This is a genomic window from Azospirillum cavernae (assembly GCF_003590795.1).
Taxonomy (GTDB): domain Bacteria; phylum Pseudomonadota; class Alphaproteobacteria; order Azospirillales; family Azospirillaceae; genus Azospirillum; species Azospirillum cavernae.
The window spans coordinates 315,554-341,989 of sequence record NZ_QYUL01000004.1 but is presented as its reverse complement, the minus strand read 5'-3'; the positions used below and the strand labels follow the sequence as shown (position 1 = coordinate 341,989).

Sequence of the window (26,436 nt, the reverse complement as noted above, 5' to 3'; positions counted from 1 at the left end):
TCAGGCTCCGGTAAAAATCAGGCGGCGATTCCGTGCGAACGGCTGCCGGTGGGCGACAGGGTGCGGCGAACGGCGGCGGCGATGGCCTCGGCGCTGGGGACGTAGAGATCCTCCAGCGAGGGGGAGAAGGGCACCGGCGTGTGCGGCCCCGTCACCATCTGCGCCCCGGCCTTCAACGCGCCAAAGGCGTTCTGCCCGACGAAGGCGGCGATGTCGGTGGCGAGGTTGCAACGCGGGTGCGCCTCGTCCACCACCACCAGACGGCCGGTGCGCTCGACGCTTTCGATGATGGTGTCCCAGTCGATGGGCGACAGGGTGCGCAGGTCGATGACCTCGGCCTCGATCCGGTCCTTGGCCAGCGCGGTCGCCGCCTCCAGCGCGCGGTGAACGGTGAGGCCATAGCTGACGATGGTGACGTCGTCGCCGTCGCGCAGGATGTTCGCCTCGCCAAAGGGGATGGCGTAGGATTCCGCCGGGACGTCGCATTCCAGGCCGTACAGGTTCTTGTGCTCGCAGAAGATCACCGGGTCGTTGTCGCGGATCGACTGGATCAACAGGCCTTTGGCGTCATAGGCGTTGCTGGGGCACACCACCTTCAGGCCGGGAATGTGGGTGAAGAGCGGGGTCAGCATTTGCGAATGCTGGGCCGCCGCGCGGAACCCGGCGCCGACCATGCCCCGGATCACGACCGGCGTTTGCGCCTTGCCGCCGAACATGTAGCGGAACTTGGCCGCCTGATTGAAAATCTGGTCGAAACAGACGCCCATGAAATCCATGAACATCAATTCGGCGACCGGGCGCAGCCCGCAGGCGGCGGCGCCGACGGCGGCGCCGATGTAGGCCGATTCCGACAGCGGCGTGTCCATCAGCCGGTCGCCATGCTTGGCGTAGAGACCCTTGGTGACGCCCAGCACGCCGCCCCAGGCGTCATCCTCGCCGTTGGCGCCGGTGCCGCCGACAATGTCCTCGCCCATGACGATAACGGTGGGGTCACGGCGCATTTCGAGATCCAGGGCCTCGTTGATCGCCGTCTTCATGCTGATTTTGCGGGACATGTGTTTCCTCCGCCGATGCGTTTTTGTGGGGGATGGGGTCACACCGGCGAGCGCTTGAAAGAGTCTTTCAAGCGGTCGTCGGCCGCCGCGACTGCGGCGGCGCGCCCACATGGGCGCGGAAAAGCCTGCGTGGCGTTTGAACGCGATACGACACGCCAAGTCATTGGCGGGTCGGTTCAGTAAGAGACGTAGACGTCGGTCAGCAGCTCCGACGGCGCGGGCAGCGGGGCGGCCTTGGCGGCGCGGACGGCGTCCTCGATCAGGTCGGCGACCTCGCGGTCGATGCGGTGAAGCTCGTCGCGGGCGACGACTCCGGCCTCGACCACCCGTTCGGCCAGCATCACCAAGCAGTCGCGCGACGCGCGCAGCGCCTCGACCTCGCCCTTGGCGCGGTAGGTTTGGGCGTCGCCTTCAAAATGGCCGTAGAAGCGGACCATGTTGCATTCCAACAGCGCCGGGCCGCCGCCGTCGCGGGCGCGGCGGATGATCTCGCCCGCCGCCTCATGCACCGCGAACAGGTCGGTGCCGTCCACCGTGACGCCCGGCATGCCAAAGCCGGTGGCGCGGTCCACATAGCTGTCGCAGGACACCGCCCATTCCATCGCCGTGGATTCGGCGTAGCCGTTGTTTTCGACGACGAAGACCACCGGCAGATTCCACACGGCGGCCAGATTCAGGCTTTCCAGAAAGGTGCCCTGGTTCGACGCGCCGTCGCCGACGAAGGTGATGCCGACGCCGCGATCCCCGCGCACCTTGGCCGCCAGCGCCGCGCCGCAAATCAGCGGCGCGCCCGCCCCCAAAATGCCGTTGGCCCCCATCATGCCCTTGGACAGATCGGCGATGTGCATGGAGCCGCCCTTGCCCCGGCAGGCCCCGGTCGAGCGGCCATAAATCTCCGCCATCATGGCGTGAACGTCCACGCCCTTGGCGATGCAGTGGCCATGCCCGCGATGGGTCGAGGCGATGCGGTCGTTGTCGTTCAGATGCATCATGATGCCGGTGGCGCAGGCCTCCTCCCCGGCGTAGAGATGGACGAATCCGGGAATGTCGCCCTTGGCGAAATCAATGTGCAGGCGCTCTTCAAAATCGCGGATCGTCCGCATGGTGCGGTAGGCTTTGAGAAGATCGTCCTTGCTCAACGGAAAGGGATTCTCGGACACGGTGGTTCTCCCTGCTGCGTGGTGGTTTGGGCGCGCGTTGGTTGTTAAAAATCCGCCGAGACCGGCGCCGGGGCGTCGGTGAACAGGCGGTTCTGGGCGGCGAAGCGCATGCAGCCGCCCACATTCACGGTGCGAAAGGCGTGGTCGCGCAGCGTCAGCGACAGCCGGTCGCGGGTGGTGAAGGAAATCTCCCGCTCGCCGTCCAGCGCGATGGAGCCGGACGCGACCTCCGGCACAAAGGCGACGTCGGCGGGCATCCGCCGCCAGTCGGTGACGCCGATGGACGCCATCATCCCCGGCGCGATGGGCGCGCGCAGAATGGTTGCGCCGTCGCTCGGCGTGCGCCCGGCGGGCGACAGCCGCACCATCAGCCCGCCGCTCTCGTCGCGGGCGACGGGTTCGAGCAGTCCGGCGATGGCCGACATGCCGATCACCTCGGGATCGGCGAAGGTCACGTAGAGTTCGCGGAAATTTTCGGTGCGCCACAGCGCGCGCGCGCCGATGTAGCGTTCCGTCACCAGCGCCACATCGACCAGCGCCAGATCGGTCGTCGCGCCGTCGTTGATCGACACGTCGATCCGCTTGTTGCCACGAAAGGCGATGTGGGGCGGCACCCGGCCCATCACGGCCAGTCCGGTCGCCAAGCCGGTGATGGTCGGTTCGCGATGGTCGGGAAAGGCGTTGTTGGTGCCGGTGGAAATCCCGGCGATGGGAACCGCGCCGCATTCGGCGGCGACCGCCCGGTGGGTGCCGTCGCCGCCCAGCACGACGATGGCCGACGCCCCGGCCAAACGCATCTCGCGCGTCGCCCGATGGGTGTCGGCGACCGTGCCGGTGATCGGCATGGCGACCGCGTGGATGGCCGGATAGAGATCGTCGCCCTGGGCGCGCGCCCGCGCCAACCCGCGTTCGACGTGGGAGCGGATGCCGCCATTTTCCGGCATCATCAGCACGTCGGCGACGCCGCAGGCGCGCAGCGCCGCCAGCACCCGCAGCAGGATGTTCGCCCGATCCGTGACCTGAAGGCTGGTCGCGTTGGCGACGACCCGGCGGATGTCCCGCGCGGACACTGGATTGGCGACGATGCCGACGACCGGAGCCACGATGGCGTTCCCTCGATGCGTGAATGTCGAGGGAGCGATCGCAAGCGGCGTGCCAGACCGTCAGCCTATCAAATCATCTCTGTTTTCAACGGTTTTGCCGCGCCCGCTGTGGTGCGGCGGCGCGCCACCTGTTGCACGACCTGTTGCGCCGCTGTTGCAACAGGTGTGGCGCGCCTCACCCCTGTTGCGCCTCAATCCTGACGATGCGGCGCGACGATGCCGAAACGGTGCATCTGACGGTGGACGGTCGAGCGATCCACCCCCAGCGCCCGCGCCGCCGCCGACACGTTCCAGTGATGGCGGCGCAGGGTGTCGCGCAAACGGGCGGCGGGTTCCTCCTCGTCCAGCGGCGCAGGCGGCGGGGAGGCGGTCGGCGCGTCGTGACCGGGCCACGCCTTGAACAGCCCGCTGTGCTGCACCGGGTCGGGGATGTCGGCCAAATCAATCAAGCCGTCGGTGCACACGGCGCAGGCGTAATCCAGCGCGTTCACCAACTCGCGCACGTTGCCCGGCCAACCATGGGCGCGCAGCGCCGCCAGCGCTTCCGCCGTCAGACAATATTCCACGCCGTCGCGCTTGGCCCGTTCGGTCAGCAAACGGTCGATCAACCAATCGAGATCGCCGCGTTGGCGCAGCGGCGGCACGGTGAACACCGCGCCGTTGAGACGAAAGTACAAGTCGTCGCGGAAGCGTCCGGCCTTGACCAGCTCGATCAAATCGCGGTGGGTCGCGCCGATGACGCGAATGTCGACCGAGACCGCCTTGGTCCGGCCAATCGGCGTCACCTCCCGTTCGGCCAGCACGCGCAGCAGCCGGGTTTGCGCCGACAGCGGCATGTCGCCGATTTCGTCCAGGAACAGGGTGCCGCCGTCGGCCTCCAAAATCAGCCCCTTCTTGCCGCGCGCCGTCGCGCCGGTGAAGGATCCCGGCTCATAGCCGAACAGTTCGCTTTCGATCAGCGCCTCGGGCAGGGCCGCGCAGTTGATGGCGACGAAGGGTTTGGCGGCGCGGACGCTGGCGCGGTGCAGGGCCTTGGCGAAATGCTCCTTGCCGGTGCCGGTTTCGCCGTGGATCAGCAGGCTCATCCGGGTGTTCACCAGCTTGGCGGCGCGCGTCAGCACGGCTTTCAACGCCGGATCGCCGCCGGAAATCGCCCGCAACGGCTCCGGCAGTGGGCCGCCGTCGCCGCTGTGGGCGCGCGGCAGGCTGACGGCGGGCGGCGGCATCGCCTGGGCGAACAGCGGCAAACCGCTGCGGCGCAGGCGCAAGGCGCGCTGGTCGGTCGGCAGGGCGCGGACGAAGCGGGTGAGATCCTCCACCTCGCAATCGAACAGTTCGGCGAAGGAGCGGCCCAACGGCGATTCGCCCGCTTCCGGCGTCAGCAAACAGCGCGCCTTGTTGTTGAAACCGATGATCTTGCCGGCGCCGTCCAGCGCGATGACGCAATCGGGATCGACCTCGGCAAACTCCTGCGAGGCTGAGAGCTTCACCACCCAATCGCGGCGAAAATTGTTGTAAAGATTGGCGTTTTCGATCTTATGGACGTAGGATTTGACCATTTGGAGCGCCAAATACTGGCTGATTTTCGGCTCCGGCGAATGCAGGGCGGAAATGTCCAGAACGGCGGCCAACTCCCCGCCGCTTTCAAACACCGGGGCCGAGGTGCAGGTCAGCGGAATGTGCGTCGTGTCGAAATGGTCGGTCTGGTGGACGGTCAACGCCTCCCCCGTCGCGATGCAGGTGCCGACGGCGCAGGTGCCCGCATGCTCCTCGTTCCAGTCGGACCCCAGATACAGCCCGGCGCGGCGCAAATGATTGTCAAAGGTCGGGTCGCCGATGAAATCCACAGTCACGCCGTTGCTGTCGGTCAGCAGCAGCACATAGCCCATGCCCGCGACCTGCCGGTACAGCGCCTCCAGCCCAAAGCGGGCCATGCGGAGAAACTCGTCCATCGCGTCGCGGTGAACCCGCAGCCGTTCCTGCGGCAGAATGCGGGCCTCGCGCCCGATGGTCGGATCCAGCCGGTGATCGACGACGCAGCGCCGCCACGACGCCTCGATGATGGGATCGCGGTTGGACGCGACGCCGCCGGAAACACGGACCAATTCGTCAATGTGCGCCGTGCGCGCGCTGTTCATCGCCGGGCCACCCGCTGACAGTCGGTTGCGCCAACCAACAGATTGGCGCGTACACTAGCAACCGCCCGCCCTTGAACGCAACATGTGCCAAAGCATCAGAGCGCCCTTGAGCCGAAGGTGATAGGCGACCGACCGACGCTTACGCCTTTCCCAGCCCAAGCTGGGCGTGGCGTCCGGGATGGCTGCGGCGCAGGGCGGCGGCGCGGACCAGCCCCAGCAGCATGGCCAGCGGCAGCATGGCCGGAATGGCCCAGGACAGCGCCCCGTCGGACCCCGTCAGCACGTTGAAATGCACGATGGCGAGAACCAACACGGCGGCCAACAACAGCCCTGACGCCACGGGCAGGATCAGGGTGCGCAGGGGGCCTTCGCTGCGGTTGGTCATCTTGCGGAAAAACAGGATCACCGCGACCGACGTCATGGTCATCAGCGCGATGACGCACAGCGTCGCCAGATTGGTCAGCCAGGAGAACAGGGTCAGCACCGGATCGGAACCGCTGACGACAAAGGCGGTCATGACGACGAAGGCGATGGCGGTTTGCAGAACCGATCCGGCGTGCGGGCTTTGATGCACCGGGTGGGTTTGCCCCAGAATTTCCGGCAACAGCCCTTCCCGGCCAATCGAGTAGAAATAGCGGGCCGCCGAATTGTGGAAGGCCAGCAAGGCCGCGTAGACGCTGCTGACCAGCAGGGCGCTCATCGCCGCCGACAGCCAGGGACCGGCGTAGCGATCCGACAGAGTGAAGGTGAAGGTTGTCGGGTCGGACAGGCCGGAAATCGTCTCCACCACCTTGTCGGCGCCGACGCCGACGATCAGGCACCAGATCGAGAAGGTGTAAAAGCCGCCGATCAGCAGCACTGAAATGTAGGTCGCCAACGGAATGGTGCGTTCGGGATTCTTGGCCTCCTCCCCATAAATCGTCGTCGCTTCAAAACCGACGAAGGAGGCGAAGCAGAACAGCAAGCCGATGGCGGGCGCGCCGCCCAGCAGCGCCGGCAGGGTGAAGGAGACGGTGCTCAACCCCTCCGCCCCATGGCTTTTCAAGATGAACAGGTCGAGCAGGAAAACGACGACATACTCGCCGATCACCAGCAGCGCCAGGATCCTGGCCGACAGATCGACCTGCCGATAGCCGAAGATGGCGACCGTGACCATGGCGGAATAGGCCCAGCCCCACCAGGGCAGATCAATACCGATCATGTCCTTCATAAAGGCGGCGGTGGCCACGCCATGCAGGCCGTACAGCCCCACCTGCATCGCGTTGTAACCGAGAATGGCGAGCGCGGCGGCGGCGGCCCCCATTTGCCCGCCGCAGCCCCGCGCGACAAAGGCGTAAAAGCCGCCCGCGTGGGTGACGTGGCGGGCCATGGCGGTGTAGCCCGCCGAAAACATCAGCAAAATGCCGATGACGGCCAGCAGCAGCGACGGGGTTCCCGGCCCGTTGCCCAGCATCATGCCGATGGGCAAACCGCCCGCGATGGCGGCCAACGGCCCGGCGGCGGAAATCACGAAGAAAACGATGAAGCCGACGCCAAGGGCGCCTTTCCTCAATTCGTTGTTGGAAGCACGTCCCTGAACCGATGTTGTCATTGGAACCTCTCCAAACGAGCCGGGCCGCAGAGGCGGACTCGGCAAATGGCGCACGAAGGCGAGAGGCGCAGAGATTCCGGCGGATCACTGTGCAGCGAGCGTCGCCGGTCCTGCTGTTCATTGTTTGGCGGCTTGGCCGCGTTTTTTGAGGTCGCCCCCGATCCGGGATGGACGGATCGGGGGCGCCGGTTGGGTCGCACGGCTTGCGGGCGGGGCGCGCTCCCACCCGCAAACGGGGGGAAGGGTTAGACGACGGCGAAGTAATTCTTGGTGAAGACGGGGGTTTCGACCCGCCACAGGATCGGCGCGCCTTTTTGGATGAACCAAGCGTCGCCGGGCTGGTAGGTCTGGCTCTGGCCGGTGGTTTCGTCGGTCAGGGTGACGGTTCCCTCGACGACGACGGCGTGTTCGGTGAAGGGGTAGACCATGCGGAAGACGCCTTGCGTGCAGGAGAACCAACCGCAGCTCACCGGCGCGTCGGGCGCGCCATGCTCCATCTTGCCAAAGGCCTTGACCTCGCCTTCGAGAATGGTGGAGCCGAGATCGGCGACCGTGCCCCAGGCGTCAAGATTGGCGGGCGGCTGGCCGGGTTTGATCGGAAGCATGAGACATCCTTTGTCGTGATGGTGGTTGGGGTGGTGGTTGACAGGCTACGGCATTCACACATCTTCGGTTTAGGCAACTCATTGGAAGAAAAGAACTTTTCTCCGTCATTCCCGCGAAGGCGGGAATCCAGACTTACCCACAGAGTTCGTCTGGCAAACTCTGGATCCCCGCCTTCGCGGGGATGACGGGAAAGCCGTTTTATTTCAGTTGGTTGCGGCAAGAAAAAGATGCGTGAATGCCGTAGGGTTGAAACGGGGATCAACGGCGACCGTTGAAGAAGCCCGACAGTTGGTGCCAGGTCTTGGCCGCCGACATGACGGCGGGGCGCAGGTGGTCCTTGCCGAAAATGCTGACATGCGGGATGGAACTCATCAGGTCGTAACGCTCCGACCCTTCGCTCATCCCCTCGGCCAGAACCTTGCACACGATGTGGCTGGGGGTGACGCCGAAGCCGGAATAGCCCTGGACGTAAAAGGCGTTGGGGCGTCCCGGCAAGCTTCCGATCTGCGGGAACAGGTTGGCCGAGCAGGCCATCGGCCCGCCCCAGGCCAGATCGATTTTCACGTCGGCGAGGTAGGGGAAAACCTTCAGCATCCGCGCCCGGTTCCACGCCGCCAGATCGCCCGGCACATAATCAATGAAGTCGGTGGCGGCGCCGAAGAGCAGGCGGTTTTCGTTGGTGATCCGGTAGTAATCAATCACCGGGCGGATGTCGCTGTAGGCCCCCCGGATCGGGCTGATTTTCAGACACAGCTCGTCGGACAGCGGTTCGGTCGCCATCTGGAAAGCGTAGGTGTTGATCGTCTTCGGCGCGATGGACGGTTCCATCTTGTTGAGGAAGGAATCGCAGGCCCACAACAGCTTCGAGGCGCGGACGCTGCCCGCGTTGGTGCGCACGGTGATCCGCGATCCGTACTCCACCGCGATCACCGGACTGTTTTCAAAGATGCGGGCGCCGTGGCCGCTCAGCGCCTTGGCCTCGCCCAGCAGCAGATTCAGCGAATGGACGTGGCCGCCGCCCATATGCTTCAAGGCGGCGCGGTAGGCGGTCGAGCCGACGACGTCCTGCACGCGCGCGCCGCTGACCAGTTCGATGTCTTCGTCGGGCGCGACCTGCTGGAACTCCTTCTGCCAGATTTTCAGGGTGTTTTCCTGCCGCTCGTTGAAAGCGAGATAGCCGTAGCCGTTGCGGAAATCGGCGTCGATGCCGTACCGGGCGATGCGCGACTGGATGATGCCGGCGCCCAGATTGGCGATGGCGAACAGCGTCTCCATCCCCTTCGGGCCGACATGTTTCTTCACCTTTTCCAGATCATGGCCGATGCCCGCCATCACCTGCCCGCCGTTGCGGCCCGTGCCGCCATAGCCCAGATGCCGGGCCTCCAGCACGACGATGTTGGTGATCCCCTTTTCGGCAAGCTCCAGGGCGGTGTTGATTCCGGAAAAGCCGCCGCCGATCACCACCACGTCGGCGTCCAAATCCTGCGTCAGGCGCGGAAAGGCCAGATCATATTTCCGCGTCGCCGTGTAGTAGTTCCGGGAATCGAGCGTGTTCATCGGATGTGTCATGGTGGCCGTCTTTCCGCGTGACGAACCCCGACGAACCGCAGCGCGCGTTCCGCCGACTGCGTGTTCCCGTGGGTGATCGGGTTTTGAACATGGCCACAGGATGGCGCCGTCGCCCGACGCCAACTTGATCCTGTGCGCCAATAATTTGATAATCAGCGCCACTGTGCGAGTTTTATGGGCGGCGGCATCAAGAGCCTATTTTTTAGGCAATTGTTCCGCCGCCCTTGGCGTCGCTCACCCCGCCGTTCACCCCGGCAAGGCGACGCAGACGGATTTGGTTTCCAAATAATGCTCCAGCACGGCGCGGCCATGCTCGCGCCCGATGCCGGATTCCTTGAAGCCGCCAAAGGGCATGGCCGGGTCCAGCACATTGTGGGTGTTGACCCAGACGGTTCCGGCCTTCAGCCGCGCCGCCATGCTGTGGGCGACGCCAAGGTCGCGCGTCCACACCGACGCCGCCAGCCCGTAACGGCTGTCGTTGGCGCGCGCGACGACCTCGTCCAGATCGCGGAAGGGCAGGGCGACGGCGACCGGGCCGAACACCTCGTCCCGCACGATCTCCATGTCGTCGCGCGTGTTGACCAGCAAGGTCGGCTTGACGAAAAAGCCCGGCCCAGCGACGGGCGCGCCGCCGCTCAACGCCTCGGCCCCATCGGCCAGCGCCCGTTCGACGAAGCCGAAGACGCGCGTTTGTTGCTTGGCCGAGATGACCGGGGTGATCTGGCTTTCCGGGTCCAGGCCGCCGCCCAGCCGCAGCGACGACGCCACGCCCGCGATGTCGGCGACGACGCGGTCGAAGATGTCGGCGTGGATGTACAGCCGCGACCCGCAGGTGCAAACCTGCCCCTGGTTGAAGAAGACCCCCAGATTGGCCGCCAAGCCGGGATGGGCCGGATCCATGTCGGGGAACATAATCATAGGCGATTTGCCGCCCAGCTCCAGCGTGAAGCGGGCCATGCGGGCGACCGCCGCCGCGCCGACCTGCCGCCCGACCTCGGTCGATCCGGTGAAGGCGATCTTGTCCACGCCCGGATGCGCGGTCAGCGCCGCCCCGGCGACCGCCCCGACGCCGGTGACGACGTTGACGGCGCCCGGCGGCAAACCGGCCTCCAGGCACAATTCGCCCAGCCGCAGGGCGGTCAACGGCGTTTCGTCGGCGGGCTTCAACACCACCGTGCAGCCGGTGGCCAGCGCCGGGCCGATCTTCCAAACCGCCATCAGCAGCGGGAAGTTCCACGGCACGATGGCCCCGACGACGCCGACCGGCTCGCGCCGGGTGTAGGCGTGAAAGCGGGTTCCCGGCGGCACGCCGATGGAGACGTCCAGCGTTCTGCCTTCGATCTTCGTCGCCCAACCGGCCATGTAGCGCAGGAAATCGACCGATGCCCCGACCTCAAGGGCGCGGGAGAGAGTGATCGACTTGCCGTTGTTGACGGTTTCCAACTGCGCCAGCTCTTCGCCGTCGCGCTCGATCAAATCAGCCAACCGCAACAGGATCCGTTCGCGGTCCACCGGGCGCGCCCGCGCCCAATCCCCCTCCAACGCCCGGCGGGCGGCGCGGACGGCGGCGTCCACATCCGCCGCCCCGGCGGCGGGAACCTGGGCCACGGGCTGGCCGGTGGCCGGGTCATGCACGGTCATGACGGCGTTTGAGACCGCCATCGGGCGATCCGCCCCGACGATCAAAGCGTGGCGTCGGGCCAGAAATTGGGCGACGGCGGGGGACAGGCGGCTGTCGTGCGACAGCGGCGCGGGATGCTGATCCATGGCGGTCACGGTTTCCCAAGGGCGTTGGCGGCGCGCGGCGATTGCTGCGGTCACGGAAAGCGGTAAGGACGGATTATTCTTGCCGATCGCGGTCGTCCGCACCCGACCAAAGACGCCATATCCTTGACCTTTCGCGCCACCGCGCGCGGAGGTCAAAAACGCCGGACGTCAGGTCGTGGCCTCGCGCCCCCGCGCCGCTTTCCGGTAGGCGGATGGCGTTTGGCCGAACCAGCGGCGGCAGGCGCGGGTGAAGCAGGCCCCGTCAGCGTAGCCCAGAATGTGGGCGATTTCCGTCACCGACAGGTCGGTGTCGGCCAGATAGGTTTCGGCCATCGTCCGACGCTTGTCCTGCTTGATCGCGCCAAAGCTTTCGCCGGATTTTTGCAGGGCGCGTTGCAGGGTGCGGGCCGACACGCCAACGGCGCGCGCCGTCTTGTGGACGCCGACGGCGCCGTCTTCGGGCCGATGGTCGGACAGGATGCGGCGCACCTCGTCCTCCATCGAGCGGACCGGCATCGCCCGTTCCAGCAGGGTGCGGAGATACTGCTCGACGATGGGGCTGACCCGGCGGTCCATCAGGTTTCCAGCGATGGCGAGGTCGCTGGCCGGAAAGATCAGGCTGTTGACGCCCTGGTCGAAATAGAGCGGCGCGCCAAAAAACCCGTCATGCGCCTGTCGGCTGAGCGGGGCGCTGTGCTCGAAATGCACCTCCAGTGGGCGCCAACTGTTGCCCGCCATGGCGCGCATCAGCGTCGTCACCATCGCCAGCGAATAGTCGGCGTCCTGGCGGCGGCGGCGGATGCGCGCGTCCTCGATCCGGTAATGGAAGACGCAGGTCGGGCCGTCCTGCGCGATGCGGCTGGTGGTCGCCTGCTGCGCCAAGCCGATGTAGTCGATGAAGCCCTTCAGCGCCGTCCCGATGGTGGGGGAGCTGATGAACAGCAGGCCGATGGGGCCAAGGGTGAAGGGGGTGATGTCGCGCGCGGCGAACAGGCCGAAATTGGGATCGCCGAAATGGGCGGCGGCCCCCTCGAACGCCTCGACATACTGGCGCAGCGGGATTTCCCGGCAGGGGTCGGCCAGCATCGCTTCCGACAGGCCATAGCGCCCCAACAGCGCGTCGGGAGACTGCCCCCGGCGCTTGATGGAATCGACCAGGGGCTGCATGACCGTGGCCCAGGTCTTAGGCTCGCGGTCGGAGGGCGGGGACGGCGGCAAAGGGCGGAACCATGGCGGGCGGGCGTGTCGCCAAAATTATGGCGTCATCGGCGACCGCCATCAAACAGGATGTGGGCAAGATATGGAAGGGCCGGACCATCCGACGCGCGCATGGTCCGGCCTTGCCCCAGCCGATCAGACGCCGAGCTTGGGCACCGCGTGGGTGTCGAGCGCGACGCAGATGTTCTTGGTTTCCATATAGAAATCAAAACTGTAATCGCCGCCGTCGCGGCCGATGCCGCTGGCCTTCATGCCGCCGAAGGGGGTGGGCAGATGGCGGTTGTTTTCCGAATTGATCCACACCATCCCGGCGTCGAGCTTCAAGGCGACGCGGTTGGCCCGCCCGATGTCGCGCGTCCACACATAGCCGGTCAGGCCATAGGGAATGTCGTTGGCGATGGCGACCGCGTCGGCCTCGTCCTCAAAGGGAATGGCGGTCAGGACCGGGCCGAAAATTTCCTCCTGCGCGATGCGCATCCGGTTGTTGGCGTTGGTGAACAGGGTCGGGCGGACGTAATGGCCGTCGGTCCCCAGCTCTTCGGCGCGGACGCCGCCGACTTTCACCGTCGCCCCATCCTCCCGCGCGATGGCGCAATAGCCCAGCACCTTGTTCAGGTGACGCTCGTGCACCAGCGGACCGACCTCCGTCGCCGGATCCAGCGGGTGGCCGACCTTGATGCGGGCGACCCGCTCGGCCAGACGCTCGACGAAGGAATCATGGATGCCGCGCTGGACCAGCAGGCGCGACGACGAGGTGCAGCGCTGGCCGTTCAGGCTGTAGATCATGAAGACCACGGCGTCGAGCGCCCGGTCCAGATCGGCGTCGCCGAACACGATGACCGGATTCTTGCCGCCCAGCTCGAAATGCACGCGCTTCAGCGTCGGCGCGCCCTGGGCCATGATGTGGCTGCCGGTGGAGGATTCGCCGACGAAGGCCACCGCCTTGATCGCCGGATGCTCGGTCAGGGTCTTGCCCGCCTCTTCGCCCAAGCCGTTGACCAGATTGACCACGCCCGCCGGGACGCCCGCCTCGGTCATGATTTCGGCCAGCAGCATGGCGGTCAACGGACTCCATTCGGCGGGCTTGTGGACCACCGTGCAACCGGCGGCCAGCGCCGGGGCGATCTTCCAGGTGGACAGCATGAAGGGCGTGTTCCACGGCGTGATGACCGCCACCGGCCCCAGCGCCTGGCGCAGGGTGAGGTTCAGATGCGTCTCGGTCGGCAGCGACAGGCCGTTGGCGGCGTCGGGCGCGCGGTCGGCGAAGAAGCGGAAATTCTCCGCCGCGCGTTCGGCGGCCTTGCTCATGAAGCGGATCGGCTGGCCGCTGTCCAGGCTCTCCAACAGGGCGATGTCCTTGGCGCGGGCCAGAATGCCGTCGGCGACCTTGTGCAGGATGCGTTTGCGCTCCGTTCCCGGCAGGGCGGCCCAGGCGGGGAAGGCGCGTTCGGCGGCGCTGGCCGCCGCGTCCACGTCGGCGGCGTCGCCCGCATGGACCTGGTTGATGACGCCGCCGTCGATGGGCGACAGATTGTCGAACAGCTTGCCCGACCGACCGGGGACTTCCCGCCCGTCGATGAAATGGCCAAGCGGCTTGGCGCGGAAGCGGGCGAGCAGGGTTTCGGCGGCGGCGAGATTCGAGTCCAAGGCGTTGGTCATGGCGTTTCACTCCTCATGGGGCAGAGAGCCGGTGTTTTTTGGGCGTTGGCCGCGCAAAGCCCGCGCGCCGACCGCAGAACCGGAACGACGGTTCCGGGGCGAAGGGGACGGCGGTTGGTCGGGTGCATTTGATTGCGGCGTTAATATTTAACATGTTATATAAATCGACGCCGCAGGCTGTCAAGCGGTTTTGCATCCCGCACCCATCGCGCTATCCTGCGCCGCGCCATCACCGAACGAATTGGGCAGTATCTTGGGAAGACCACCATCCAAACGCGCCGCGTCGAAACACGCGGCGCCGGACCTGATCGCCGCCGACGCGCCGCGCGGGGAGATCCGCGCCTTCAAACGCTCTTTGCCGATGGCGCTGCTGAAGGCGCGCGAAGCGGTGATGAGCCGCTTCCGCCCGACCCTGCACGCCCATGATCTGACCGAACAGCAATGGCGCGTGCTGCGCGCCCTGACCACGGCGGAGGAGTTCCGCGCGGGCGAGTTGGCGCGGGTCAGCAGCATCAGCATGCCCAGCCTGTCGCGCATCCTGCGCGCGCTGGAAAAGCGCGCGCTGATTCAGCGCGGGGTGGAGGACAAGGATCTGCGCGCCGCGCAAATCTCCATCACCGCCAGCGGGCGCGAACTGATCGCCCTGATCGCCCCGCACAGCGAACGCCGCTACGCCGAAATCACCACGGCTTTCGGCGAAGACCGGCTGGCGACCCTGTACGGCCTGCTGGACGAGCTGGCCGCCTGCCTGAACGACGGCGCCGAAGCGCCGCCGGAGGATGAGGAATAGAAACGGGACTTCGTCGAACTGTTCAGCGCGCGCGGAGCGTTTGGCAGGCGGCCTTCGAAACCGGCTTTGCTGAAGACAGAACGTCCGCCAGCACGCTGACCAGAGCGGGGGCCGGATGCCCATTGACGACAGCCGCGCGCGCGTTTGCCCGGAGATCCCGGCAAAAGACGTTGCGCCCAACCGTCAGGTTGTCCCGCAAGTGAGACAGCGCCTGTCCCCGTTGTTCAACCGTTCCATGGGCGTAAAACAGGAATCCGCACAAAAGCTCGACGGGAAGAGGATCATAGAGGGTTGACATCCAGGCCGAAGATTTGACCTCCGCAATCAAAGCCAGCCCCTCGTCAATCCGTCCGGTGGTGGTTAGCAGCAACGCGAACGCCATTGCCGTGATGGGGTGATTAGTGGACGCCTTGCGGGATTGACGAAAGCAGTCTTCCGCCTGATGAAGATCGCCTTGCCGCCACAGAAATTCAGCATATGCGCCGATGTACGACGCGTTGAGCTGTGGGTATCCATAGTCTATCCCGGCGGCGCGTTGAAAAATTGCATTAGCGCCAACCGAATCGCTCTTTCGATTTTCGAGGAACGAAGCGAAGTTATTGAGAATCATCCCAAGTTCAGGCGACTTTGCCGGGGCCATTTCAATGGCGCGCCGATACAGCGCTTCCGCCTTGTCAACGTCCTCCCCCGCTCCGACGAAACCAGCGCAGTGGGCCAATCCGGTCGGGCTGGGCCGCTCAAGCAAGCGGTTGTAGATATCGGTTGCCGCAGAACGGTCTCCGCGAAATCTGAGCGTGAAATCACCAAAAAGCGCGATCAGATCAGCATTGTCTGGATGACCTTTGATGGCTTGTCGGATCATTTGCTCCGCTTCGTCGATTTGACCATGTCGGATTCGGGTGGAAATCGCGATCATCATGTCCAGAACCCCGGAATCTGGAAAATCCGCCGTCGCCGTTATGGCGGCGCCTGTGACATGGGCTTTCAGCTTTGACCAACTGGCAAAGCCATAATCACGAGCTGTGGCGAATTGCGCGGTGGCGAGGGTCGCCGTTGGGTTGACCAGCCGCAGTTCCTTCAACTGCCGCTTGGCTTCTTTCTTTAAGTGATCAAGGTTGGGGCGTTCAGGGAGCGCCCGGCGTGAATCCGAGGCTCCGGAAATTTGGCTGCCCATGGAATCCTTCCTTCCCATCATCGCCCGTTGTCCGCATTGCCGGGCAGGAAGTCAGGGATTGGTGTTCTTTGTACCGATTGGGCTAAGCCCTTCACGCGGACCGTCGGCCCATCGCGAGGCCGGGCAAAAGAATACACGCCGGAAACACCAGCCGCCATTCCGAAAATGCCCGTCCTCCTGACAGGATTGAGGTTCTCCTACAAACCACCCATGCACAGGTATTTGATCTCCACATAATCCTCGATCCCGTATTTCGAGCCTTCGCGCCCGAAACCGGATTGCTTGACGCCGCCGAAGGGGGCGACGGCGGTGGAGATCAGGCCGGTGTTGATGCCGACCATGCCATATTCCAGCGCCTCGCCCACCCGCCAGACGCGGGCGGCGTCGCGGGTGAAGAGATAGGCGGCAAGGCCGTAATCGCTGTCGTTGGCCATCCGCACCGCTTCGGCCTCGTCGGTGAAGCGGACCAGCGGGGCGACCGGGCCGAAGATTTCCTCCACCGCCACCCGCATCGACGGGGCGACGTCGGTCAGCACCGTCGGCGCGAAGAAGGTTCCGCCCAGCGCGTGGCGTTGGCCGCCGATGGCGACGCGCGCGCCCGACGCCACGGCGTCGGCGACGAGATCCTCCACCTTGGCGATGGCGGGGGCGTCGATCAGCGGGCCTTGCTGAGTCGCCGGATCCAGCCCATCGCCGACGGTCAGCCCGGCCACCGCCTCGACCAGCAGGGCGGCGAAGCGGTCATACACCCCGTCCTGCACCAGAAAGCGGTTGGAGCAGACGCAGGTCTGGCCCGAATTGCGGTATTTCGAGACGAGCGCGCCCGCCACCGCCGCGTCCAGATCGGCGTCGTCAAAAACGATGAAGGGGGCGTTGCCGCCCAGCTCCATCGACAGGCGCTTGACCGTCCCGGCGCTCTGGGCGATCAGCAGGCGACCGATTTCGGTCGATCCGGTGAAGGTCAGCTTGCGCACCACCGGGCTGGCGGTCAGCACCGCGCCGATGGCCCGCGCGCGCCCGGTGACGACCGACAGCACGCCCGCCGGAATCCCGGCCCGTTCGGCCAACACCGCCAGGGCCAGCGCCGACAGCGGCGTCTGTTCGGCGGGCTTGACGATCATCACGCAGCCCGCCGCCAACGCCGGGGCGACCTTGCGGGTTATCATCGCCGCCGGGAAGTTCCAGGGCGTGATGGCGGCGCAGACGCCGACCGGCTCCTTCACCACGACGATGCGGCGGTCGGCCTGCGGGGCCGGGATGACGTCGCCATACAGCCGCTTGGCCTCCTCCGCGAACCATTCGACGTAGGAGGCGGCGTAGTCGATTTCCCCGCGCGCCTCGGCCAGCGGCTTTCCCTGCTCCAGCGTCATCAAAATCGCCAGATCCTCGCGGTTCTCGACGATCAGCTCGAACCAGCGGCGCAGCAGGGCGGAGCGCTGGGCGGCGGTGCGGGCGCGCCACGCCGGAAAGGCGGCTTGCGCGGCGGCGATGGCGCGTTCGGTTTCAGCCTCGGCGCAGCGCGGGACATGGGCGATGACGGCCCCGGTCGCCGGGTTGGTCACGGCGACCCGCTCCCCGCTGTCGGCCTCGATCCAGGCTCCGGCCAAGAAACAGCGTTCGCGAAGAAGATCGCGGTCGGTCAGAACGGTCATGGGACAAGATCCTTGAAAAGTCGCCTTTGGCTTTTGAACGGTCGATGGCATCGCGTGCGGCCCTTCTCCCCTTGCGGGAGAAGGGGTGGGATGAGGGGTGCAGACGGCTGAAAGCCGTTGGAAATCTTAGCTTCCACCCCCTCACCCCAACCCCTCTCCCGCAAGGGGAGAGGGGCTTCGCAGAGTCTGCGGCCTATGAGAAACCGAACGCGTTCGCCCGGCTTGGAAAGGAAGCGGTCAGTACCCGCCGCCGGGCGTGGTTGGCGCGGGCGGGGCGTCCGTTTGCGGGTCACGGAAGCGGGCGGCCAAGGCCGAGGCGGCGCGGGCGTAAAGCGTCGTGTCCACCCCGACGCCGACGAACAGCGCGCCCGCCGCCAAATAGGCGCGCGCGACGGTCTCGTCGGTGGCCAGAACGCCCGGAGCCTTTCCGGCCTGACGGACGCGGGTCATGCCCTGTTCGATGGCGGCGCGCACGGTCGGGTGGTTCGGCTGGCCGCGCAGCCCCATCGAGGCCGACAGATCCGCCGGGCCGAAAAACACGCCGTCCACGCCGGGGACGGCGGCGATGGCGTCGAGATTCTCCAGCCCGCGCACGCTTTCCACCTGGACCAACAGGCAAATCTCCGCGTCGGCCTCCGCCAGATAGTTGGGGACGCGGTTCCAGCGCGAGGCGCGGGCCAGCGAACTGCCGACGCCGCGCACGCCGTCGGGCGGGTAGCGGGTGGCGGCGACCAGCGCGGCGGCCTGCTCCGCCGTCTCCACCATCGGGATCAGCAGCGTCTGCACGCCCAGATCCAGCATCTGCTTGATGAGCGCCGTGTCGCCGATCACCGGGCGGACGATGGGGTGGCTGGTCGGGTAGGCGGCGATGGCCTGCAACTGGGCCAGGACGCCGCGCAGATCGTTCGGCGCGTGCTCCCCGTCGATCAGCAGCCAGTCGAAGCCGGAACCGGCGGCGATTTCGGCGCAATAGGCGTCGGCCAGCCCCAACCACAGGCCATATTGCGGCAACCCCGCCGCCATCGCCCGTTTGAACGCGTTTTCCGGTGTCTTCATGACGGCGCTGTCTCCCTCAGACAAAGCGGAAGGCGATGGACCCGAAGGGGCCATAATCGCAGTGAAAGGTATCACCGGACCGCGCCGGAACGGGACGGGTGAAGGAACCGGCCAGCACGATTTGCCCCGGCTCCAACGCCACGCCATGGGGGGCGTATTTGCGGGCGAGCCAGGAAATGCCGTTGGCCGGGTGGTTCAGCACCCCCGCCGCCACGCCGGTTTCCTCGATCACGCCGTTGCGGTGGAGCAGCGCGGCGGCCCAGCGCAGATCGCTGTCGAGCGGGCGCATGGGCCGTCCGCCCATGATGATTCCGGCGTTGGCGGCGTTGTCGGAAATCGTGTCCATCACCTTGCGCGGGCGTTTGGAATCCGGGTCGACGCGGTGGCAGCGGGCGTCGATGATCTCCACCGCCGGAATCACGTAATCGGTCGCCGTCAGCACGTCGAACAGGGTGACGTTCGGCCCCTCCAACCGGCTTTTCAGGATGAAGGCCAACTCGACCTCGACCATCGGCGCGATGAAGCGGTCGAGCGGGATGTCGCCGCCGTCGGCGAAGATCATGTCGTCGAGCAGCGCGCCGTAATCCGGCTCCGTGATTTGCGAGGATTGCTGCATGGCGCGGGAGGTCAGGCCGATCTTGTGGCCGACCAGCGTGCGCCCTTCGGCGATCTTGGCGGCGACCCAACAGCGTTGGATGGCGTAGGCGTCCTCGATGGTGATCTCGGGATGGTCCAGCGAGATCTGGCGGGTCGGCGCGCGGGTCTGTTCGGCCTGGTGCAGACGGGCGGCGGCGGCCTGGATGGTGTCTTGGCTCAGCATCGGATGTGCGCCCTTACTTCTTGTAGCGGGGGTGGATGTTGTTCTGCTTCCAGGTTCCGGCCTCGCTGAACTCCTGGATCTCCAGCGACAGGGCCAGAAAGCGGCGGGCGAACAGGGCGGCGAAATGCTCCGTCACCATGGCGAACAGGGCGTCGCCCGCCGCCTGTTTCTGTTCCGCCGTGCGCCCGGCCCCGATCTTCAGCGTCAGATGGACGAAGGCGTCGTCCGCCGCGCCGTCGGCGACGCAATAGTCGGTCAGACGGACGGCGCGCGACCGGATGCCGCCAATGGGAAACACCCCGTTCTGCGCGATCAGCACGGCGTTCGCCTTGCGCAGCAGATCCGGGATGGCGGCCTCCTCGGCCAGATTGTCGGTGTGTTCGACGATGAGATGCGGCATCGCGGGGCGCGCCTTTTCGTTGGGGGAGAGTCGGGGTTCGGGGCGCGATTGCCCCCTCCCCAACCCTCCCCCGCGTTGCGGGAGAGGGAGTCAGAACGCTTGTCGGTGGGCGGCGGAGTTCCCTCTCCCGCTGACAAGCGGGGGAGGGTTAGGGAGGGGGCCGCACCCCCGACGCCCTCAGACCGAAAACACCGCGTTGATCTGCCCGGTGCCGGACGACGGGAAATAGGGCGTCACGATGTCCACCGTTCCCTGATACTGGTCCCAGCCCAGCGCGCCGAACAGCATGGCGGTGTCGTGCATGTTGCCTTCGCCCCAGCATTTTTCCGCGTACATCGGCAGCATGGCGGTGAAGGTCGCCCAATCGCCCTGTTTCCACAGATCGACGACGCGCCGATCAACCTGCTCCAGGAACGGATCCCACATCTTGTGGAGATACTCCTCCGACACGCCGTTCTGGGCGAAGCGGTGCGACAGCGACCCGCTGGCGAGGATCGCCACCGTGCCGTCATACTCCTCCTCGATCGCCTTGCGCACCGCGCGGCCCAGCGTGGCGCTGTCCTTCAGATCATGCACGGTGCAGAGCGCCGACACCGACACGACCTTGAAACGCTGGTCTTCGTTCATGTAGCGCATCGGCACCAGCGTGCCGTATTCCAACGTCAAACTCGTGTCGGAATGGGCGCGGGTGCGCACCCCGGCGGCGGTCGCCGCGTCGGCCAAAAGCTGGCCCAGCGCCGGGTTGCCGGGATAGGCGTAGGGCAAATTCTTGATGAAGTGTGGCAGCTCGTTGCTGGTGTAGACGCCCTCGAAAGCGGGGGCGCAATTGACGTGGAAGCCGGAATTGACCAGCCAATGGGTGTCGAACACCACGATGGTGTCCACCCCCAGATCGCGGCAGCGGCGGCTGATTTCCTTGTGACCGGCGATGGCGGCGTCGCGGCAACCCTTGTGCGGGCCGTCCAGCTCCGACAGATACATCGACGGGACATGCGTGATTTTGGCGGCGAGCGCGAGCGTGCCCATGGCGTTCCTCCTGTGGTTTTTTGGCGTTGGTTGGCTTTTGGCGGGTGGTTTTAAAGCTCGCCGACGATGTGGTTCATCCGACGATGTGACTCACAAGGCTGCCGACGCCCTCGATCTCCGTTGTGACGACGTCGCCGGGCTTGACGTCCGCCAGCCCGTCCGGCGTGCCGGTCAGGATGACGTCGCCGGGCGACAGGGTCATGATCGACGACAGATAGGCGATCAGATGCGGCACGTCGAAGATCATGTCGCGCGTGCCGCCGCTTTGCGTCTCCACCCCGTTGACCAGGGTGCGCAGGCGCAGGTCCATCGGGTTGGGAACGTCGGCGGCGTCCACCAGCCAGGGGCCGAGCGGCGTGCAGCCGTCGCGGTTCTTCACCCGCAGATTCGGGCGGTAGTAATTTTCCAGATAGTCGCGGATGGCGTAATCGTTGGCCACGCTGTAACCGGCCACCACCTCATAGGCGCGCGCGCGCGGGACGTCGCGGGCGGTCTGGCCGATGACCACCGCCAACTCGCATTCGTAATGCATGAAGGCGACGCCGGCGGGGCGGCGGGTGCGGGATTGGTGGCCGGTGATCGTGTTCGGCCCCTTCAAAAAGACCAGCGGCGTTTCCGGCGGCTTGAAGGCCAACTCCTTCGCGTGGTCGGCGTAGTTCAGGCCCAGCGCGAAGATCGTGCGCGGCTCGACCGGCGGCAGCCACGCCTCCACCGCCTCGGCGGCGATGACGCGGCCATCGCTCAGGCGCAGGGCCTCGCCCTCGGCTGTGGTGGTGGCGGTCGCCGCGTGGACGACGCCCTCATAGCGGACGCGGGCGTGCTTCATGGCGCGGCTCCCTCGATGGTGATCTCCAGACGGTCGAAACCGTCAATCTCCAGCGCGACGCGGTCGCCCGGTCCGGCTTGCGGCCCGTTCAACGCGATGCCCAGCGTCAGCGTGTCGCCCGCCCGCAAGGTCATGAAATCGGTGACGTCGGCCAGCAAACGCGCCGCTGGACGCAGCAGATCGGACAGGCCGCGTTCGGCGACGAGCACGCCATTGACCAGCGTGCGCAACGTCAACTCGGCCAGATCGCCGACCCGCCCATAGGGAACCACCGGCCCCATCGGGCAGGATCCGTCAAAGCAGCGCTCGCGCACCGGCGGGCGGTAAACCACCGGGTTGGGCAGGCTGACGTCCAGCACCGGGCGCAGACCGGCGACGGCGTCCAACGCGGTCGCCTCCGCCAACCCGGTGGAGTCGCGGCCCAGAACCAGGCCCAGCGTCGCGCCCAACTCCACACGATCCGCCCCGCGCGGGACGCGGACGGTCGCGCCCGTCGCCGCGTGGGTGTTGTAGGGCTTGATGTAAAGGACAGGGGCCTTGGGCGGGGCGGCGTAGGGCGGGGCCGTCAGCGCCGCCCCCAGCCGTTCCAGCGACGGGCGGTCGTTCAGGATCACCCCATAGACCATGCCCGAGCCATCCAAGGCGACATGTTGCGAACTCATGGGTTTCAACCTCCGATGACGCGGACGAGCCACAGGCAAACGCCCGGGCAAAAAACCAGAAGCAGGATGCGCAGCAGATCCGACGCCAGGAAGGGCAGGACGCCCAGCGCCGTTTCCCGCATCGGCACACCCTTGGCCAGCCGGTTGATGACGTACAGATTCATGCCGACCGGCGGATGGACCAGCCCGATTTCCACCACCATCAACGCGAGGATGCCGAACCACACCGATTTGTCGGCGACCGACAGGCCGAAAAACTCCAGCCCCATCACCATCGGGTAAAAGATCGGGATGGTCAGCAGGATCATGGCCAGCGAATCCATGACGCAGCCCAGCAGGATGTAGACGCCGATGATGGTGAACAGCACCAGCAGCGGCGGCATCCCGCTGTCGCGCACCCAGGCGGCCAGCTCCACCGGCATTTGCGACACCGCCAACGCCGAATTCAGCAGATCGGCCCCGATCAACACCAGGAAGATCATCGCCGTGGCCTGCGCCGTGCCGTACAGGCTGGCGACCAGTTGGGGCCAGCGCAGACCGCCCGACAGAGCGGCGATGATCCCGCAGGCCGCCGCGCCGATGGAGGCGGCTTCGGTCGGGTTGGCCCAGCCGTCATAGATGCCGACGATCACCACCAGAAAGACCAGCGCCACCGGCAACACGTTGATTTGCGCGCGCAGCCGCTCGCCCCAGGGAACCGGCGCGCTGGCCGGACCGGCGGCGGGGTCGCGCCGGACGATCAGCGCGATCACCGCCAGATAGCCAAGCGCGGCGAGAATCCCCGGAACCACGGCGGCGACGAACAGCTTGCCGATGGATTCCTGCGTCAGCACCGCGTAGACGACCAGCGGAACCGACGGCGGGATGAGGATCCCCAAGGTGCCGCTGGCCGCGAGCGTGCCGGTCGCCAACCGCCCGGAATAGCCGTGGCGCTGCAACTCCGGCAACGCCACCTGTCCCATGGTGGCGGCGGTCGCCAGCGACGATCCGCAGATCGCCCCGAACGCCGCGCAGGCCGCCGTGGAGGCCATCGCCAAACCGCCGCGCCAATGGCCGATCAACGCGCCCGCCGCCTTGAACAGCGCCTTGGACAAGCCGCCATGGGTGGCGAATTGGCCCATCAGCAGGAACAGCGGGATCACCGACAGATCATAGTTCGACAGCCGGGCGAAGGTCAGATTGTTCAGGGTGAACAGCAGCGCCGCGCTCTGCCCGTCGTTGATCGTCAGATAGATCCCGGCCCCGGCGATGAACATCGCCACGCCGATGTGAACCCGCAGCGCCAACAGCCCCAGCAACCCGCCAAAGCCGATCAACCCAATCGCCGTGCCGCTCATGACCGCGCCTCCGTCGTGTGACGAGAAAACGCAACGCTCGCGCCCGCCGACAAATCCCGCCAGCCGCGCGCCAGGGCGCACAAAGCGACCAGGGCCAGACTGGGAAGCATCCCCGCCATCGCCAGCCAGATCGGAATGCCCAGCAGCGGCGTGACCTCCGCCGCCTCGCGGATGTCCAGGGTCTGAAGCCCGGCGCGCCATGTCAAAAGCAAGGCGACCAGCCCGAGGAGCAGGTCCGACACGGCGTCCAGGAAACGGCGAACCGGCGCCGGGGCGAATTCGGTGAAGAAATCGACCCGCAAATGCTCGCCCAGCGTGGTGCAGAGCGGCAGAAAGGCCGCCGCCGCGACCGCCGTGCCGACTTGCATCAGCTCGACGTCGCCGGTGATCGGCGCGTTGGCCAGCTTGCGCCCGATGATCGAGACCAAGGACATGACGATCAAGCCGATGAACAGGCCGCCGCCGACCAGCGCGCAGCCCTTGGCGCTGGTCAACAGCAACCGTTCGACCCCGCGCGCCGCCGGTGGGTCGGCGGGCAATCCCATGGGTTCCTGCATGATGGGGACACTCCCGTGCGGATGGTCAGCGGGCGGCGAGCGCGCGGGCGTCGGCGACCAGCGCCGCGCCGTCCACGCCGCGCGCGCCAACCTCCTTCAACCAGTCCTCCTCCACCACGCGGGTGGCGGCGCGCATGGCGTCGTAATCGCTTTGGCTTTGCGTGACGACCATCCCGCCCTCCTTCACGACCTGGAGCTTGGTCGCCGCGATCACGCCGTCCCAAACCGATCCGAAGATCTCGACCAGCGGAGCGCCGCTGTTCCGGTCGATCACCGCCTTGACGTCGGTCGGCAAGGCCGCGTAGCGGGGCTTGTTCATCAACAAGGCCAGAACCGTTCCAGCGTAGTAAGGCTGACCGTTCGGCGGATCCTCGTGGAATTTGGTGACTTCCTGGAGCTTGGTCGGCGTCACGACCTCCCAGGCGGCCATCGCGCCGTCCACAACGCCTTTGGAAATCGCTTCCGTCACCTGGGCCGGGGGCATGTTGACAGGCGTGGCCCCCAGCGCGAGCAGCGCCTTGGAACTCATGCGGGTCGGGGCGCGCAGTTTCATCCCCTTCATGCTGTCCAGGCTGTCAATCGCCTTGGCGGCGGTGTGGAAGGTGTCGCCGCCGTTGGAGTAGACCGCCAGCACCTTGTAAGCGTCGAACTCCTTGACCGCGTGGCGCTCGAAAAACTCCCACACGGCGCGGCTGCCGGATTTGGCGTCGCGGACGATGAAGGGCAACTCCATCGTCTCGATGATCGGGAAGCGGCCGGCGGAATAGCCGGGGGCCGTCCACACGATGTCGGCGACGCCGTTCTTGGCGAGATCGACCAGTTGTCCCGCCGTGCCGCCCAATTGCAGCGCCGGATAAATCTGGCATTTGATCTGGCCGCCGGATTCCTCCCCCAGCTTGGCGCACCATGGCTCGATCACCTGCTTTTGCGCCGGGGAGCTGGGCGGCAGGAAATGAGCGATTTTCAGCGTGACGGTTTCAGCGGCGACCGGGCTGGCGGCCAGCAGCGCCATCAGGGAAAGACCGAGCGGTCCCACCGCGCGTTTCGCATGGGTCATTGAGGTTTCCTCCATGCCGACGCCCTCGGGGCGAATCACGGGGCGTCGGCTCGTTTGATTTTGATGTTAACAAGTTAAACATTAACATGTTAATTAGTCAAGCGGATGATTGCCCCTGCGCGCGATCTTGGGCGCGCCTCGCCGATCCCTGTTTTGGACAGGTCGGGCGCGGGGGACGCGCCCGTGTCGCGCGATCAGCGGCGGTAGGTCGGATCAACCCGATCAACGATGCGCTGAAGCGCGGCGAACGCGTCTTGGCCCGCGCCGAATTTGGGATCGAAGTTCAGCGAATCCCGGACGCATTTTTCCAGAACCGGCGTTGGGATTGGCGTGGCTTCGCCCATCGACATCGTCGCGAGCTGCACCTCGCAGGCCCGGTTGAACAGCCACATCAAGGAAAAGGCCTGCGGCAGATTGAACCCGATGGTCACAGGACCATGGTTGCGCAGCATCAGGACCGGCTTGCCCTGGGCGCTGTCCAGGATGCGCCTGCCTTCTTCGCGATGGACGGTGATGCCTTCAAACTCGTGATAGGCGATCTTTCCATACAACTGCGCGGCGTAGAAGTTGGTGAAGCTCAACCCGTCCTTCAGGCAACAGACCGCCTGGGTCGGCGTGGTGTGAACATGCATGACGCAATGGGCATCGGGCAGGGTGGCGTGGATGGCGCCGTGAAAGGTGAAGCCCGCTGGATTGATCGGCCAGTCGGAATGGCCGATGGTGGCCCCGTCGACGTCCACCTTGACCAGATTCGAGGCGCACACTTCGCTGTAATGCAGGCCAAAAGGATTGATGAGGAAATGCGCGTCCGGCCCCGGCACGCGCAGCGAGATGTGATTGTAAATCAGTTCGGTCCAGCCCAGATGATCGAAAATCCGGTACGCGGCGGCCAGTTGGACGCGCGCCTCCCATTCCTCGGGGCTGAAGCGGGCGGGACGGATGAAGGCGGAATCGGTCATTCCCATGGGTCTCCTCTGTGTCAGGGATTGGTTTGCCGGGGGCTTGCGCAACGATGGCGAACGCCGAGACAGGCCGTCACACGCCGATCATGCGCCGGACATCGGGTTTCCTCAAACGCCAAGAACCGTTGAAACAGGGCCAATCAATCCCGCCGCGCGTTTCGCATGGGTCATGAGGTTTCCTCCGTTTACGGTTGCTTTCCCGGATGCCCGCCGTGATCGGCGGCGCGCCAGGGACGCCCGTTTGTCCGTTA

General features: G+C 66.1%; 23 protein-coding genes. 1 reads left to right on the top strand and 22 read right to left on the bottom strand.

The genetic code is table 11. The features are described from left to right. Window positions 1-17: 17 nt before the first annotated feature. The 10 genes from D3877_RS24735 to hpaE all read right to left on the bottom strand — a co-directional run bounded on the left by D3877_RS24735 (window position 18) and on the right by hpaE (window position 13,866). Window positions 18-1,055, bottom strand: a complete 1,038-nt coding sequence (locus D3877_RS24735) for an alpha-ketoacid dehydrogenase subunit beta (RefSeq protein WP_119833453.1) — start codon at window positions 1,053-1,055, stop codon at window positions 18-20. 176 nt (window positions 1,056-1,231) lie between these two features. Further along, entirely contained in the window at window positions 1,232-2,215 is a 984-nt protein-coding gene (locus tag D3877_RS24730; RefSeq protein ID WP_119833452.1) for a thiamine pyrophosphate-dependent dehydrogenase E1 component subunit alpha, read from the bottom strand. 44 nt (window positions 2,216-2,259) lie between these two features. Beyond that, window positions 2,260-3,318, bottom strand: a complete 1,059-nt coding sequence (locus tag D3877_RS24725) for an ATP-NAD kinase family protein (RefSeq protein ID WP_119833451.1) — start codon at window positions 3,316-3,318, stop codon at window positions 2,260-2,262. Window positions 3,319-3,509: 191 nt separating this feature from the next. Beyond that, entirely contained in the window at window positions 3,510-5,456 is a 1,947-nt protein-coding gene (locus D3877_RS24720) for a sigma-54-dependent Fis family transcriptional regulator (RefSeq protein ID WP_119833450.1), read from the bottom strand. Window positions 5,457-5,595: 139 nt separating this feature from the next. Beyond that, window positions 5,596-7,047 carry an APC family permease gene (locus tag D3877_RS24715; protein ID WP_119833449.1) on the bottom strand — a complete coding sequence of 484 codons (1,452 nt, stop codon included), beginning with the start codon at window positions 7,045-7,047 and terminating at the stop codon, window positions 5,596-5,598. Window positions 7,048-7,292: 245 nt separating this feature from the next. Beyond that, window positions 7,293-7,652 carry a cupin domain-containing protein gene (locus tag D3877_RS24710; protein WP_119833448.1) on the bottom strand — a complete coding sequence of 120 codons (360 nt, stop codon included), beginning with the start codon at window positions 7,650-7,652 and terminating at the stop codon, window positions 7,293-7,295. A gap of 259 nt (window positions 7,653-7,911) precedes the next feature. Further along, window positions 7,912-9,222, bottom strand: coding sequence for an NAD(P)/FAD-dependent oxidoreductase (locus tag D3877_RS24705; protein WP_199720947.1), 1,311 nt, complete (start codon window positions 9,220-9,222; stop codon window positions 7,912-7,914). A gap of 246 nt (window positions 9,223-9,468) precedes the next feature. Next, a complete protein-coding gene (locus tag D3877_RS24700; RefSeq protein ID WP_119833446.1) occupies window positions 9,469-10,989 on the bottom strand; it encodes an aldehyde dehydrogenase family protein in 1,521 nt (506 codons plus the stop codon). A gap of 168 nt (window positions 10,990-11,157) precedes the next feature. Further along, the gene (locus D3877_RS24695; protein WP_119833445.1) at window positions 11,158-12,156 is read right to left on the bottom strand and encodes an AraC family transcriptional regulator; all 999 of its coding nucleotides are present in this window, start codon (window positions 12,154-12,156) and stop codon (window positions 11,158-11,160) included. Window positions 12,157-12,342: 186 nt separating this feature from the next. Beyond that, complete coding sequence (gene hpaE / locus D3877_RS24690; protein ID WP_119833444.1) at window positions 12,343-13,866, bottom strand: 5-carboxymethyl-2-hydroxymuconate semialdehyde dehydrogenase; 1,524 nt, start codon at window positions 13,864-13,866, stop codon at window positions 12,343-12,345. 253 nt (window positions 13,867-14,119) lie between these two features. Between hpaE and hpaR the strand changes: the two genes are divergently transcribed. After that, window positions 14,120-14,656, top strand: coding sequence for a homoprotocatechuate degradation operon regulator HpaR (hpaR, locus tag D3877_RS24685; RefSeq protein ID WP_199720945.1), 537 nt, complete (start codon window positions 14,120-14,122; stop codon window positions 14,654-14,656). Window positions 14,657-14,678: 22 nt separating this feature from the next. Here hpaR and D3877_RS29610 read toward each other — a convergent pair whose 3' ends face one another. From D3877_RS29610 to D3877_RS24620, 12 genes are all read right to left on the bottom strand, one after another. After that, window positions 14,679-15,830 carry a tetratricopeptide repeat protein gene (locus D3877_RS29610; protein ID WP_147395289.1) on the bottom strand — a complete coding sequence of 384 codons (1,152 nt, stop codon included), beginning with the start codon at window positions 15,828-15,830 and terminating at the stop codon, window positions 14,679-14,681. Window positions 15,831-16,027: 197 nt separating this feature from the next. Further along, complete coding sequence (locus tag D3877_RS24675; protein ID WP_119833442.1) at window positions 16,028-17,482, bottom strand: NAD-dependent succinate-semialdehyde dehydrogenase; 1,455 nt, start codon at window positions 17,480-17,482, stop codon at window positions 16,028-16,030. Between the two features lie 237 nt (window positions 17,483-17,719). Further along, window positions 17,720-18,538: a 4-hydroxy-2-oxoheptanedioate aldolase gene (gene hpaI, locus D3877_RS24665; RefSeq protein ID WP_119833441.1), complete on the bottom strand. Its 819-nt coding sequence runs from the start codon at window positions 18,536-18,538 to the stop codon at window positions 17,720-17,722. A 16-nt stretch (window positions 18,539-18,554) separates the two neighbouring features. Beyond that, window positions 18,555-19,358, bottom strand: a complete 804-nt coding sequence (gene hpaH, locus D3877_RS24660; RefSeq protein WP_119833440.1) for a 2-oxo-hept-4-ene-1,7-dioate hydratase — start codon at window positions 19,356-19,358, stop codon at window positions 18,555-18,557. A gap of 13 nt (window positions 19,359-19,371) precedes the next feature. Continuing rightward, window positions 19,372-19,758 (bottom strand): 5-carboxymethyl-2-hydroxymuconate Delta-isomerase, encoded by a 387-nt coding sequence (locus tag D3877_RS24655; protein ID WP_119833439.1) that lies wholly within the window; start codon window positions 19,756-19,758, stop codon window positions 19,372-19,374. A gap of 177 nt (window positions 19,759-19,935) precedes the next feature. Then, window positions 19,936-20,784, bottom strand: coding sequence for a 3,4-dihydroxyphenylacetate 2,3-dioxygenase (hpaD, locus tag D3877_RS24650; protein ID WP_119833438.1), 849 nt, complete (start codon window positions 20,782-20,784; stop codon window positions 19,936-19,938). A gap of 73 nt (window positions 20,785-20,857) precedes the next feature. Then, on the bottom strand, window positions 20,858-21,610 hold the full coding sequence (locus D3877_RS24645) for a fumarylacetoacetate hydrolase family protein (protein ID WP_119833437.1): 753 nt from the start codon (window positions 21,608-21,610) through the stop codon (window positions 20,858-20,860). Then, the gene (locus tag D3877_RS24640; protein ID WP_119833436.1) at window positions 21,607-22,272 is read right to left on the bottom strand and encodes a fumarylacetoacetate hydrolase family protein; all 666 of its coding nucleotides are present in this window, start codon (window positions 22,270-22,272) and stop codon (window positions 21,607-21,609) included. The genes D3877_RS24645 and D3877_RS24640 overlap by 4 nt, the downstream gene beginning before the upstream one ends. A gap of 5 nt (window positions 22,273-22,277) precedes the next feature. Continuing rightward, on the bottom strand, window positions 22,278-23,609 hold the full coding sequence (locus D3877_RS24635; RefSeq protein ID WP_119833435.1) for a TRAP transporter large permease: 1,332 nt from the start codon (window positions 23,607-23,609) through the stop codon (window positions 22,278-22,280). Further along, window positions 23,606-24,166, bottom strand: a complete 561-nt coding sequence (locus D3877_RS24630; protein WP_119833628.1) for a TRAP transporter small permease — start codon at window positions 24,164-24,166, stop codon at window positions 23,606-23,608. The genes D3877_RS24635 and D3877_RS24630 overlap by 4 nt, the downstream gene beginning before the upstream one ends. 25 nt (window positions 24,167-24,191) lie before the next feature. After that, the gene (locus D3877_RS24625; protein WP_119833627.1) at window positions 24,192-25,223 is read right to left on the bottom strand and encodes a TRAP transporter substrate-binding protein; all 1,032 of its coding nucleotides are present in this window, start codon (window positions 25,221-25,223) and stop codon (window positions 24,192-24,194) included. Between the two features lie 194 nt (window positions 25,224-25,417). Then, on the bottom strand, window positions 25,418-26,182 hold the full coding sequence (locus D3877_RS24620; protein ID WP_199720943.1) for a class II aldolase/adducin family protein: 765 nt from the start codon (window positions 26,180-26,182) through the stop codon (window positions 25,418-25,420). Window positions 26,183-26,436 lie beyond the last annotated feature (254 nt).